Here is a 12,990-nt window from a genome sequence, read left to right as displayed (position 1 = left end):
CCGGCCCGTCTTATTCCTCTACGCGGGTCGGGAGCCTACCCCTCGAGCCGCGTTCAACTTTTCGATCAGGCGAGCGCGAGCACGATACAAGCGGGTCTCGATCGCTTTCTGGCTGACGCCCAGAACCTCTGCCGTCTCGGCCTGGCTCAAGCCCTCGATCGTCCGAAGCACGAGCACCTCCTTGAGGTTCATCGGCAGGGTCGCGATCGCGCGCGTTACCCGGTCCAGTTCCTGCCGATCGGCCACGGTGGTATCTGTTGCGGGACCGTCATCGATCACCGCGTCGGCCTGACCATCGTCGGAGATAGCGAAGGAGAAGAAACGGCGGACGGTCCGCTTTCTCCCCCAATCGCGGCACTTGTTGATCGCGATCGTCGACAGCCATGCTTTCATCGACCGCTGCGCATCGTAGCGCGACAGGGCCTGGTGAGCCGCGACGAACGTCTCCTGCACCAAGTCGAGCGCCTCTTCCGGCTCGCCCGTGCAGGCGCGGGCGAGCCGGAAGACCGGTTGGCGATAGCGCCGCATGATTTCGGCAAAAGCTGCCTGTCGGCCGGCGATGCTCAGTGTCGCCAGCTCGCCATCGGTCAGCGAAGTCCAGTCGAGACTCACCCCTGGCCGTCGGTGAGCGCCTTCACCACCGCGGCATCGAATTGAGGGGTCTGATCGGCACGCAGGAGCTGCCGCATCGCGAAGATGTGCGCGAGCGTCGCCTTCTGTAGCTCGCCCATTGCTGCGTGGCTCTGGTCGACCGCGGCGGCGACACGGGGACCATTGCCGTGCTCGGACTCGATCGCCTCGGCGAGCCGGGCATTGGTGGCGCGCAATTCCAGTTCGAGGGCACTGCGCTGCACCGCGAACCTGTCTTCCAGGACCTTCAACTTCGCCTGCTGATCGCCATTCAAGGAAAGCTTGTGATGCAGCACCTCGTGCAGCGCGGAGCCGGGCTGCTTGGGATGGGGCAACAGCGCACGCCCGACAAACACGCCTCCGATCGCGGCCAGGAAGGCGAGCACAACGCACAGGACAACGCGAGTAGTCGATGTCATGGCTCGCCTATCAGCAACGCGGAAGGCGCGAGCGGCGAGGCTCCTCCAAGTGGAGCAAGCGATGCGACGGAGCTGGCGGTCGCCGGCAGCTCCGCACCGGCCATCCCGATACCCAGCGCAACCACCGTCATCACGCCGATGCCGAGCCCGGCCCGCCGCGCTACAACCGGCTGCGCGCCGATGCGCGCCAGCACCCGGCTTTCGATGTCATCCAAGGCAAGCGGAACAGGTGCGCCCGCCAGTCTCGCCAGTGCTCTGTCCAGATCGTCCATGCTGTCCACTCTGCCTCTCTACCATCCCTTACGCAGCGCTGCCCATCATCCCTCATGCGAGCGTGAGGGGTCGGCGCTCGCGACGCGTAAAGGGGAACACGAGCCCTTCATCGGAGTAACTTTATGCGTCGCGTCGCCCTTCCTGCCGCCCTTGCCCTTCTCGGGATCGCCAGCGCGGCCTACGCCCACCCCAAGCTGGTGTCCGCGTCTCCGATGCCGAACGCAACCGTCGCCAAGCCCGCCCGGGTAGAGCTGCGCTTCAGCGAGAAGCTGATGCCGAAATTTTCGGGCGCGGATCTGATGATGACCGGGCATGGCGGCGCCTCGCACGCACCGATGAAGGTAGCGGCTGCAGCCGGTGTCTCCGGTGACGGTCGCACCCTCGTCGTCACGCCCAGGTCGCCACTCGGCGCGGGCCGGTACAGCGTCGCTTGGCACGTGGTCTCGACCGACACGCACCGGGTCGCGGGTAACTTCGCCTTCGCGGTGAAGTAAGGTGGAGGCCGACTGGCCGCTGATCGCGGTCCGCTTCGCGCTCTATGTGACGTTGAGCGGGCTGTTCGGCCTGTCGGCCTTCAGCCTCTACGGGCTCAAAGCGGGCGAGCGCGCAGCCGCGCTCGCCTTGCGCCCCTGGCTGGTCGGAAGCGGCCTCCTCGGTCTTTTGCTCTCCGTCATCGCCCTAACGCTGTTAGCTGCGGCCATGGTCGGCACGCCGCCCTGGCCTATCGATCGCGAGGCGATCGGGATGCTGCTCAGCGGGTCCGCGACCGGTGCGGCATGGGAGGCACGCATGGTCGCGCTGGTGGTTGCCTCGATCATCGCGCTGATCGCCGCAGGACGTGCCGCTCCGCTGGGCATGGTTGCGCTTACGGCAGGGATCGCGCTCGCGACGCTCGCCTGGACCGGTCATGGCGCGATGGACGAGGGTACGACCGGCTGGGTGCATCTGGTAGCTGACATTCTCCACCTGTTGGCAGCCGGAGCCTGGATCGGCGCGCTGCTTGGGCTGACGCTGCTCGTCACGCGCGCGCCAGGTCAGGTCGACGCCACCCATCTCAGACTGACCCATCGCGCACTGCACGGCTTCGGTCGGGTGGGCACGATTGTGGTCGGCACGATCGTCGTAACGGGTCTGGTGAATGGCTGGCTGCTGGTCGGCGCCGGCAATCTGCTGAACCTTCCGAGCACTCGCTACGGACAGCTCCTTCTCGCCAAGCTCGCGCTCTTTGGCGCGATGCTGGGGCTGGCGTCGCTCAATCGCTTCCGCCTGATGCCGGCATTCGAGCGGTCGATCGCCGCGGCCGATCATCGGGGCGCGCTCGGCACGCTGCGGCGCAGCCTCGCGGTCGAGGCGGCCTGCGCCGTCGCGATCTTGGCGCTGGTTGCTTGGCTAGGAACCCTCGAGCCGCCCATATCAGCAATGTGAAGATCGGGACGAGGGCAATCGGGCGCGGCGGCGTAAAACCATTACAAACCGTGCATCGCCGGAAAGGGGGCTTGACCCTGACACGGTGTCAGACCCTACATGCCCTCGGGTCGAAGGAGTTTCTTCTATGAACGACCCTCATTCCCACGCCCATTCTGCCGGGGGCTGCGGCTGCGCGGGCAAGCACGACGGCAAACTGGCTGCCGTCGAGCGCGAAGCTGCCGCGTCCTGCTGCGCGCCCTCCGAACCCTCGTCTGTGCCACAAGCTGCCAAGGGAGGTTGCTGCTCGGGGAAAGCGGGCAGCGAACCCTCGGCCACAGTGACCGACCCCGTATGCGGCATGACCGTCGATCCGGAAAAGACAGCGCACCATGCCGAGCATGCCGGGCACGATTATCATTTCTGTAGCGCAGGGTGTCGCACCAAATTCGTCGCCGACCCTGATGCGTACCTCGGCGCGAAGCCAAAGCCCGAGCCGTTGGCAACGCCGGGGGCGATGTGGACATGTCCCATGCACCCGGAAATACGCCGGGAAGGGCCGGGCACGTGCCCGATTTGTGGCATGGCGCTCGAACCGGAAGAACCGTCGCTCGACGACGGCCCCAACCCCGAGTTGGTCGATTTCACCCGCCGCCTATGGGTGGCGGGCGCGCTCACCATCCCGCTGCTCATCGTCTCGATGTTTGCCGAGATGTCGGGAATCCACGTCGTCAGCCCTGCCGCTTCGCCTTGGGTCCAGCTCGCACTCACTGCACCCATCGTGCTGTGGGCGGGGTGGCCGTTTTTCGCGCGGGGGTGGACGTCGCTTCGCACCCGTCACCTGAATATGTTCACGCTGATCGCGATCGGCGTCGGTGCGGCATTCCTGTACAGCCTGGTCGCAACGCTCGCGCCCGGCATCTTCCCTGCGACGTTCCGGATGCACGGGGGCATGGTTCCGGTCTATTACGAAGCTGCCGGCGTCGTGGTGACGCTGGTGCTGCTCGGACAAGTCCTTGAACTGCGCGCCAGGGCAGCAACGGGGCGCGCGATCCGCGCCCTTATGGACCTCGCTCCCAAGACAGCGCGACGGTTGCGGTCTGACGGCTCGGAGGAAGAGGTCGGCCTTGCCGACGTGGCGACCGGAGATCGGCTGCGGGTCCGCCCCGGCGAGGCGATCCCGGTCGACGGCGTGGTGGTCGAGGGTCGCTCCTCGGTCGATGAAGCCATGCTCACCGGCGAGCCGGCTCCCGTCCTCAAGGAAGTCGATGCCGCGGTCACCGGGGGAACGGTGAACGGCACGGGCAGCCTGGTCATGGAAGCCCGCGCGGTCGGTTCGGACACGATGCTGGCGCGCATCGTCCGCATGGTCGCGGAAGCACAGCGGAGCCGTGCCCCGATCCAGGCGGTCGCCGATCGCGTATCGGGCTGGTTCGTACCCTTAGTCGTGCTGATTTCGATCGCGACTTTCGTTGTGTGGTCACTGGTGGGTCCGGAGCCACGTATGGGCCATGCCCTTCTGAATGCGATTGCCGTGCTGGTGATCGCCTGTCCCTGCGCGCTCGGACTTGCTACGCCGATGTCCATTATGGTCGGCACCGGGCGCGGTGCGCAGGCGGGCGTCCTAGTCAAGAACGCCGAAAGCCTACAGGCACTCGATAAGGTCGATACGCTGGTCATCGACAAGACGGGCACGCTTACGGAAGGCAAGCCGACGCTAATCGCGATCGAGGCAATTGGCACCGTTGCGGAGAACGACGTTCTTGCGCTCGCCGCTGCGGTCGAAGGCCAGTCAGAGCACCCGCTCGCCCATGCGATCGTCGTCGCCGCCAAAGAACGCGGTTTACAACTCGGCACCGTTGCCGATTTCGCCTCGCAAACTGGGATGGGTGTCAGTGCCACGGTAGGCGGCCGTTCGGTGGTGATCGGCAACGCGGCACAGATGAACAGGGTCGGCGCCGATCCCAAACCGCTCGACGCTGCGGCCAATCGTCATCGAAACGAAGGGGCCGGCGTCATCCTGATCGCCATCGACGGCGCGCTCGCCGGCTTGCTCGCCGTTGCCGACCCGGTGCGGGCCTCGGCACGCGATGCCATTGCGGCCCTTCGCAAGGAAGGTCTGCAGGTTATCATGCTGACGGGCGACAATCGCGGGACGGCCGATGCGGTCGCGCGCGCCGTGGGCGGTCTGGACGATGTACGCGCCGATCTGCGGCCGGAAGACAAGGCGCGCATCATAGGCGAACTTAAAGCGGGTGGTGCCAAGGTCGCGATGGCCGGCGACGGGATAAACGACGCCCCGGCGCTGGCCGCTGCCGACGTCGGGCTCGCGATGGGGACCGGAACGGACGTGGCGATCGAAAGTGCTGGCATGACGCTCACGCGCGGCGATCTCTCGGCAATCGTGCGCGCCCGCAAGCTCGCCCGTGCGACCATGCGGAACATCCGCCAGAACCTGTTTTTCTCGTTCCTGTTCAACGGGATCGGCGTGCCGGTCGCGGCAGGCGTACTTTACCCGGTGGCCGGCATCCTGCTCTCGCCGATGCTAGCCGGCGCGGCGATGGCTCTTTCGTCCTTTACCGTGGTCCTCAACGCGCTGCGGCTGAACACGGTGAAACTGTGAACATCGGGGCGGCATCGGATGCCAGCGGCGTCTCGCAGCGCATGATCCGCCATTACGAGAAGATCGGTCTCGTGCCCCCGCCGGCAAGGCGTGGGAGTTACCGCGACTATGCCGACCCCGACGTTCATCGTCTTCGCTTCATCGCGAATGCCCGCGACCTTGGGTTTCCGATCAAAGAGATCAGGACGCTACTCGGCCTGTGGTCCGATCGGGCGCGTTCGAGCGGGGAAGTGAAGGCGCTTGCGCAAGCGCGCGCTGCAGAGTTGGGTCGCAAGGCTCAAGCACTCGAAGCTATGCAACGCTCGCTGATCCACCTTGCCCACGCCTGCCATGGCGATGATCGGCCTGACTGTCCGATTATCGATCGCTTGGCAGGATAGGTGACGTAAGGATGCTGGCGCCCGAAGCGAGGATCGTTGTCTCAACCGGAATTTGTGACCTGACCTGGCAATGTGGTAATTGCTTCCATGACCCGGCAGTCGGCGATCCGTCCCCCATCGCAGGATCTAGTTGCGATACGTAGAGCGTCGCGAAGGGAAACTAGCCGCATGATGCGATCCTCCACGCTCGCAAGATGCCGTCGCGCGATAGCGCCGGCTTCATTGCAGTCCTGATCTGGGTTCGCAGACAAGGCGATCAACGAGCGGATTTCGTCAACCGAAAAGCCTAGCTCACGGGCATGACGAATGAAGGCGAGCTGTCGGACCTGAGGTTCGCCGTAAATGCGACGACCACCTGACGTGCGGACGGCCTCAGGCATCAGCCCAATATCCTCGTAGAAACGGATCGTGTTGACCTTGGTCCCGGTCCGCTTGGCCAGATCACCGATCATCAACACGCCATCACCTCAAGAAACCTCTTGCTCCTACAGTGACTGTAGATCGTAGGGGAGCATCATGAGTGCAAGTGAATCCTCATCCTGCGGCTGCACCGGCGACACGAAACGGGCTGAGCGCGATCCGGCATATCGGCGCGCGCTATGGATCGTCGTGCTGCTCAATCTGGGCTTTGGCCTGATCGAAATTGTGGGCGGCTTCCTGGCCGACAGTCAGGCGCTGAAGGCGGATGCGCTCGACTTCATCGGTGACGGCAGCATCTCCCTTCTTGGCCTGATCGCGCTTGGATGGACCTCCCGTGCACGCTCCCAGATCGCGCTCGCGCAAGGCATCTTCCTCGGTACGCTCGGTGTAGGCGTCATCGCGTTCGCCCTGTGGCGCGCGATGAACGCTGTCGCGCCGGAGGCCGAACTGATGGGCGTGATCGGAATCGTTGCGCTGATCGTCAATGTAACCGCGGCGCTCGTGTTGGCGCACTTCCGCAGCGGCGATGCGAATGTCAGCGCGATCTGGCTGTTCAGCCGTAACGACGCAATCGCCAATATCGCGGTGGTCATCGCCGCGGCGCTGGTTGGCTGGACCGGGGCCGCCTGGCCCGACCTGGCTGTCGCAGGCGTGATCGCGCTCCTGTTCCTCCATTCCGCCTACGAGATTGTCCGCAACGCGCGGCGCGAACTTCGGCCGGCATAGGCGCTATCCATGACGACACTGATCCGTGCGCTATTGCGCCCGCTACCGGGCATGCTGATCGCAGCTCTAGCCGTTCCATGCGCGGCCGATGCCCAATCGCAGGCCAGCGTCGAGACGACCGTTGGCCCTGTGCTGACACTCGAACAGACACTGGCGCTTGCCGAGGCGTCCGCACCATCGCTTGAAGCGGCGCAGGCCGGCGTTCGCGCGACAGGTGCGGGGCGCGACGTCGCCGGCCTTCGGCCGAACCCGACGATCAACGGCGGTCTCGAATATTTTGGTGGGTCCGGGCAATATCGCGGTCTGCGGAGCGCGGAGGCCACGGTCGGTGTGGCGCTCCCGATCGAACTGGGCGGCAAGCGATCGGCGCGTGTCGGTGTCGCGAACGCGCTGGGCGAACAGTCGCGTGTGGCCCTGGTCATCGCCGTAGCCGATATCCGGCTTGCCGTGACCCAGGCCTATATCGAAGCCGTGGCGGCCGATCGCCGCGTCACGACCGCGCGCGAGCAGGCAGGCATTGCCGGCGAGGCAGCGCGAGCGGCGGGCATTCGGGTCCGCGCGGGGCGCGCGTCACCGATCGAGCAGCAGCGGGCGGATGTGTTACGCATCAATGCCGACGCATCGGTCGAGCGTGCGCAACGCTTGTTCGACGTCGCTCGCGGCAACCTGGCCCGACGTATCGGGCGACCCGTAACGGGTGCGCTCGACCTTGCATGGTTCGATCGTGTTCAGAGTTACGGCCCTTCCATGCCGGTCAGTCCGGGCGGCACGCTGGCGCTGTCGGCCGCTCGCGCGGAAGTCGCGACGGCCGACGCGCAGGTGCGGCTCGCGCGCTCGCAACGCATCCCGGATGTGACGGTCAGCGCCGGTGCACGCCGGATCGAGCAGACGAACGACATCGCAGCAGTCGTCGGGCTGTCGATCCCGATCCCGCTGTTCAACAATGGCAGGGCCTCCCTCACCCAGGCGACCGCGCAGCGCGAGCAGGCAGGCGCCATGCGACGCGCGGCCGAGTTGGACGCGGGACAGTCGATCGCGACCGCACAGGCCGAAGTGGCGAATGCCGCCACCACCGCCAGAACCACGAGCGGCCCGGTGATGGCGGCGGCGCTGGAGTCCGCGCGGATCGCACGGATCGGCTACCGCGAAGGCAAGTTCGGCCAGCTCGATTTGCTCGATGCCGAACGTACCTTGTCGGAGACGCGCACCGCCGCGATCGATGCGCTTGCTACCTATCACGATGCCAAGGCCCGGCTCGAGCGGCTGACCGCTGCCGCTCCCGACCCTGCGAAGGACCAATGATGACGAAGACCGGCGCGCGGGCCGTATTGTCCGCCCTCATTCCCCTGATGCTGCTCGCGTGTGGCGGCGGGGAAAAGAAGGCCGACGAACCGGCCGGCATGGAAGGAATGGAGAAGGGCGAGGCCGGCAAGCCTGCCGACAAGGATGCCGTCATGCTTTCAGCGCAGCAAATCGCGGATGCCGGCATCGAGGTCGGTCGCCCCACGATCGGTGGCATAGCAGGTGCCATCGAGCTGCCGGCGCTGATCCAGGGCGACCCGCAAGGCGTCCAGGTCGTCTCCGCCACCATCGGCGGGAGGCTGGTCGCGCTCAACCGCAACCTCGGCCAACCGGTCGGCCGCGGCGAAACGCTGGCGATCATCGAAAGTCGTGAAGCGGCTTCGCTGAACGCCGAAGTCGAGGCGGCACGCGCGCGATCCGCGCTCGCCCAATCGAACCTGCGTCGCGAGCAACGCCTGTTCGCCGAGCGCGTCTCGCCCGAACAAGATCTGGTGGCAGCCCGGACCGCCGCGACGGAAGCGAACATCGCCGTCCGGCTCGCGCAACAGCAGCTCTCGGCAACGGGGGGCAGCGGGGGCGCGCTCAACCGCGTCGCGATCCGCTCGCCGATCGCCGGCCAGGTCATCGCGCGCGCTGCCACGCTCGGACAGACCGTCGCAGCAGACGGCGAGCTGTACCGTGTCGCCAACCTGTCCCGCGTGACGATCGCGGCGTCGTTGTCGCCTGCCGATGCCGGCCGGGTCCGCCCGGGAACCCGCGTAGAGGTCACATCGGCCGGACGCCGGCAGGAAGGGCGCGTGACGTTCGTCTCGCCGGTGCTCGATGAAACCACCAAGCTCGTCCAGGTCCTTGCGACACTCGACAATAGCGGGGGAACATGGCGTGTCGGCGAACCCGTCACCGCATCAATCCTGCTACCGTCGACCAACGATCGCAGCATCGCCGTACCCTCGACGGCGGTCCAGTCGGTCGAGAACAAGACCGTCGTGTTCGTGCGCACGCCGACCGGGTTCAAGGCGATGCCGGTGACGGCGGGTCGTCGCAACGGCGATCAGGTCGTCATCACTGCCGGCCTGAACGGGAGCGAGCGGATCGCGACCACCAACAGCTTCACGCTCAAGGCCGAACTCGGCAAGGGCGGCGGAATGGACATGGATTGATCCAATGATTGGTCGCCTCGTCACCTTCGCCGTCGAGCGCCGATGGCTCGTCCTGCTCTTCACCGGGATCGCAGCGCTGTTCGGCGCGCTCGCGCTCCAGCGCCTCCCGATCGATGCCGTACCGGACATCACCAACAACCAGGTCCAGGTGAACGTGATGGCCCCGTCGCTGTCGCCCGATCAGATCGAGCGGCAGGTATCGTTCACGATCGAAACCGCGCTCGCCGGCATTCCCGGCCTCGATTACACGCGCTCGCTCAACCGGAACGGCTTTGCCCAGATCACGGCCGTGTTCTCGGATAGCACCGATATCTACTTCGCGCGCCAACAGGTCGCCGAACGGCTCCGCTCTGCCGAAGAGCGTCTGCCGCAAGGGGTGATGCCGGAGATGGGGCCGATCGCGACCGGCCTCGGCGATATCTTCATGTGGACGGTCGAACTGCGCGAGCTGGACAAGGTTCGGCATCGCGACGGCGAACCAGGGCTGCAACGTGACGGCAGCTACATCACGCCGGAAGGCGAACACCTCATCAGCGAAGCGGACAAGGCCACCTACCTGCACACGGTCCAGGAATGGATCGTCGCCCCGCAGCTCCGCGGCACGCCCGGCGTTGCCGGCATCGACTCCCTCGGCGGCTATGATCGGCAGTATCTCGTCGTGCCGGACCTTCAGCGCCTGGCCGCGTTGCACCTGACGATCCAGGACCTCGCGACTTCGCTCGAGCGCAGCAACACCAGCATCGGTGCCGGCACCGTTAACCGGAACGGCGAAGGACTGTTCGTCCGCTCCGATGCGCGGGTCCGCACCGCGAACGAGCTGGCGCGGACCGTGGTCGCCACGCGCGAAGGCGTGCCGATCACGCTCGATCAGGTCGCGACCGTCCGGCCAGGGCAGGGAATCCGCACCGGCTCGGCGTCAGAAAACGGGCACGAGGTCGTTGTCGGCACGGCCGTCATGCGCATTGCTGAGAACAGTCGCACCGTGGCGACTGCCGTTTCCGAACGCCTGAAAACGATCGGCCGTTCGCTGCCGGCCGATATCGTCGTGAAGCCGGTGCTGGATCGCACCAACCTCGTGAACTCGACGATCACGACGGTCGGCCGCAACCTTGCCGAAGGCGCGGTGCTGGTCATCGTCGTGCTGTTCCTGCTGCTCGGCAATTTCCGGGCGGCACTCATCGCCGCACTGGTGATCCCGATCACCATGCTGCTGACCAGCGCCGGGATGCTCAAAGCCGGGGTGTCGGCGAACCTGATGAGCCTCGGCGCGCTCGATTTCGGCCTCATCGTGGACGGCGCGGTCATCATCGTCGAAAACGCGCTGCGCAGGCTTGCCGAGCGGCAACACGCGTTGGGCGAACGCCTTTCACTGGAAGAACGGCTTGCGATCGTCGCCGCGTCGGCGCGCGAGATGATCCGCCCGTCTGTATACGGGCAGGCGATCATCATCCTAGTCTATGCCCCGCTGCTCACGTTCTCGGGCGTCGAGGGCAAGATGTTCGAGCCGATGGCGCTGACCGTCATCATCGCGCTCGTTTTCGCCTTCGTTCTGTCGCTGACCTTTGTGCCTGCGGCGATCGCCGCATGGATCGGTGGCAAGGTCGACGAAAAGGAAAGCCGGATCGTTACCGTCCTGCGGCGGCGATACGAACCCGGCCTCGATGCCGCGATGCGCCGACCGAGCATCACGATAGGCGCTGCGGGCGTCGCGGTGGTCGCGGCGGTGCTGGCCTTCTCGACGCTCGGCCAGGAGTTTCTGCCGCAACTCGACGAAGGCAATATCCTCGTCCAGGCATGGCGTCCGCCCGGCACATCGGTCGAGCAAAGCCAGCAGATGCAGTTCGCGGTCGAGAAGACGATCGCCCGAGAGCCCGAAGTCCAATTCGCCTTCTCGCGAACGGGAACGTCGGAAATCGCCTCGGACCCGATGCCCCCCAACGCGACGGACACGTTCGTCATTTTGAAGCCACGCAGCGAATGGCCCGACCCCGATCTTGCCAAGACCGAGCTGGTCGAGCGGATCGAAACGAAGCTCAAGGCGGTGCCGGGGAACGGCTACGAGATCACGCAGCCGATCCAGATGCGCTTCAACGAGCTGATCGCGGGCGTGCGTGGCGACATTGCGGTAAAGGTGTTCGGCGACGACTTTGCCCAGATGAATGCGACTGCCAACCAGGTGGCGGCGGTGCTGCGGAAGGTCCGCGGCGCGGCCGATGTCCAGGTCGAACAGACCGATGGCCTGCCGTTGCTCGATATCCGACCGAACCGCGACGCTATGGCCCGCGTCGGCGTGACGGCCGGCGACGTGCAGGACACCGTTGCCGCGACGATCGGAGGCCGTGAAGCCGGGATGATCTTCGAAGGTGATCGTCGTTTCCCGGTCGTGATCCGCCTCGGCGAAACGTCTCGTGCCGATCTTCAGGCGATCGGCCAGATTCCGGTGCCGACCGCAAGCGGCTCCTATGTGCCGCTTGGGAGCGTCGCCGACGTCGCTCTAGGGGACGGACCGAACCAGATCAGCCGCGAGAACGGCAAGCGCCGGGTAGTCGTACAGGCCAACGTGCGCGGGCGGGACGTTGCCGGCGTTGTCGCCGACGCCCAGGCCGCGATCGATACGCAGGTGCCGCTTTCGCCAGGCATCTACCTCAAATGGGGCGGGCAGTTCGAGAACCTGGCGGCTGCGCGAGATCGGCTGACGATCGTCGTCCCGATCTGCTTCGCGGTCATCATGCTGCTGCTCTACGGGGCGTTGGGAAGCGTGCGCGACGCGGCCCTGGTATTCACCGGCGTTCCGCTGGCGCTGGTGGGCGGCATCCTCGCGCTGGTGCTGCGCGGTATGCCCTTCTCGATCTCGGCCGCTGTCGGCTTCATCGCATTGTCCGGCGTAGCCGTGCTGAACGGCCTCGTGATGGTCAGTTCGATCCAGGAGTTGATGAAGCAAGGCATGCCGCGCGCCGAGGCTGCAAGAGAAGGCGCGCTGACGCGCTTCCGCCCCGTCGCGATGACGGCGCTGGTCGCCTCGCTCGGGTTCGTGCCGATGGCGCTCGGCCACGGCGCGGGAGCGGAGGTTCAAAAGCCGCTCGCTACGGTCGTGATCGGCGGGTTGATCTCGGCAACGTTACTGACGCTGTTCGTGCTGCCGACGCTGTACGCTCGTTTCGGGCAGGCAAGAGCGTCCTCGGTTCCGCTGGCTGACTGAAACGCGCCTCTACCGCCAATTTTTTCTGGTCGCACTGGTAGCGCCATGGCCAGCAAATCGAGACGCGGCACACAAGTTTCGGCTAGCCAGCCCTGATATATCCTCTATGCTGGATATATGGAAAACGAGTCGGCAATTGTTGCGCTAGGCGCTCTCGCACAAGGAACGCGGCTCGACGTGTTCCGCCTGTTGGTGCGGCACGAACCGGATGGCTTGGCTGCGGGCGAAATCGCCCGCCAGCTCGACGTGCCGCAAAACACGATGTCCGCACACCTCGGCATTCTGGCCCGTGGCGGACTGGTACGATCCGAACGGCATAGCCGGTCGATTATCTACCGTGCCGATCTCGACGGCCTGCGCGCGCTCACGCTGTTCCTCGTCAAGGATTGCTGCGCGGGCAACGCTGAGTTGTGCGCTCCGCTGATCGCCGAACTTACCCCTTGCTGCTGAAAGG

The 12,990-nt window shown here is 65.8% G+C and carries 13 protein-coding genes; 9 read left to right on the top strand and 4 right to left on the bottom strand.

The window, feature by feature from the left end:
- Window positions 1–18 precede the first annotated feature (18 nt).
- Genes E2E30_RS20370 through E2E30_RS20360 form a run of 3 tightly spaced genes read right to left on the bottom strand, consistent with a single transcriptional unit; the run spans window position 19 to window position 1,321 of the window.
- Window positions 19–612, bottom strand: a complete 594-nt coding sequence (locus tag E2E30_RS20370; protein ID WP_133192475.1) for an RNA polymerase sigma factor — start codon at window positions 610–612, stop codon at window positions 19–21.
- Window positions 609–1,049 (bottom strand): periplasmic heavy metal sensor, encoded by a 441-nt coding sequence (locus E2E30_RS20365; RefSeq protein WP_133192474.1) that lies wholly within the window; start codon window positions 1,047–1,049, stop codon window positions 609–611. The genes E2E30_RS20370 and E2E30_RS20365 overlap by 4 nt, the downstream gene beginning before the upstream one ends.
- Entirely contained in the window at window positions 1,046–1,321 is a 276-nt protein-coding gene (locus E2E30_RS20360) for a hypothetical protein (RefSeq protein ID WP_133192473.1), read from the bottom strand. The genes E2E30_RS20365 and E2E30_RS20360 overlap by 4 nt, the downstream gene beginning before the upstream one ends.
- 123 nt (window positions 1,322–1,444) lie before the next feature.
- Here E2E30_RS20360 and copC point away from each other — a divergent pair, with 123 nt between their 5' ends.
- From copC to E2E30_RS20340, 4 genes are all read left to right on the top strand, one after another.
- Window positions 1,445–1,816 carry a copper homeostasis periplasmic binding protein CopC gene (copC, locus tag E2E30_RS20355; protein WP_133192472.1) on the top strand — a complete coding sequence of 124 codons (372 nt, stop codon included), beginning with the start codon at window positions 1,445–1,447 and terminating at the stop codon, window positions 1,814–1,816.
- 1 nt (window position 1,817) lies between these two features.
- Window positions 1,818–2,747: a copper homeostasis membrane protein CopD gene (copD, locus tag E2E30_RS20350; protein ID WP_133192471.1), complete on the top strand. Its 930-nt coding sequence runs from the start codon at window positions 1,818–1,820 to the stop codon at window positions 2,745–2,747.
- 127 nt (window positions 2,748–2,874) lie between these two features.
- Window positions 2,875–5,349: a heavy metal translocating P-type ATPase gene (locus E2E30_RS20345; RefSeq protein WP_165954610.1), complete on the top strand. Its 2,475-nt coding sequence runs from the start codon at window positions 2,875–2,877 to the stop codon at window positions 5,347–5,349.
- Window positions 5,346–5,729: a MerR family DNA-binding protein gene (locus tag E2E30_RS20340; RefSeq protein WP_133192470.1), complete on the top strand. Its 384-nt coding sequence runs from the start codon at window positions 5,346–5,348 to the stop codon at window positions 5,727–5,729. Before E2E30_RS20345 ends, E2E30_RS20340 begins: the two co-directional genes overlap by 4 nt.
- Window positions 5,730–5,770: 41 nt before the next feature.
- Here the strand turns inward: E2E30_RS20340 and E2E30_RS20335 are convergent, their stop codons facing one another.
- Window positions 5,771–6,181, bottom strand: a complete 411-nt coding sequence (locus E2E30_RS20335; protein WP_133192469.1) for a MerR family transcriptional regulator — start codon at window positions 6,179–6,181, stop codon at window positions 5,771–5,773.
- Between the two features lie 64 nt (window positions 6,182–6,245).
- Between E2E30_RS20335 and E2E30_RS20330 the strand changes: the two genes are divergently transcribed.
- The 5 genes from E2E30_RS20330 (at window position 6,246) to E2E30_RS20310 (ending at window position 12,986) form a co-directional block, all read left to right on the top strand.
- Window positions 6,246–6,875 (top strand): cation transporter, encoded by a 630-nt coding sequence (locus E2E30_RS20330; protein WP_133192468.1) that lies wholly within the window; start codon window positions 6,246–6,248, stop codon window positions 6,873–6,875.
- Window positions 6,876–6,884: 9 nt separating this feature from the next.
- Complete coding sequence (locus tag E2E30_RS20325; protein WP_240699154.1) at window positions 6,885–8,177, top strand: TolC family protein; 1,293 nt, start codon at window positions 6,885–6,887, stop codon at window positions 8,175–8,177.
- The gene (locus E2E30_RS20320) at window positions 8,174–9,337 is read left to right on the top strand and encodes an efflux RND transporter periplasmic adaptor subunit (protein ID WP_443018424.1); all 1,164 of its coding nucleotides are present in this window, start codon (window positions 8,174–8,176) and stop codon (window positions 9,335–9,337) included. Before E2E30_RS20325 ends, E2E30_RS20320 begins: the two co-directional genes overlap by 4 nt.
- 4 nt (window positions 9,338–9,341) lie before the next feature.
- Window positions 9,342–12,536: an efflux RND transporter permease subunit gene (locus E2E30_RS20315; RefSeq protein ID WP_133192466.1), complete on the top strand. Its 3,195-nt coding sequence runs from the start codon at window positions 9,342–9,344 to the stop codon at window positions 12,534–12,536.
- A gap of 117 nt (window positions 12,537–12,653) precedes the next feature.
- Window positions 12,654–12,986 (top strand): ArsR/SmtB family transcription factor, encoded by a 333-nt coding sequence (locus E2E30_RS20310; protein WP_133192465.1) that lies wholly within the window; start codon window positions 12,654–12,656, stop codon window positions 12,984–12,986.
- Window positions 12,987–12,990 lie beyond the last annotated feature (4 nt).

Source organism: Sphingomonas sp. AAP5, assembly GCF_004354345.1.
In the GTDB taxonomy this organism is placed as follows: domain Bacteria; phylum Pseudomonadota; class Alphaproteobacteria; order Sphingomonadales; family Sphingomonadaceae; genus Sphingomonas; species Sphingomonas glacialis.
This window is presented reverse-complemented; position numbering and strand designations above follow the sequence as displayed.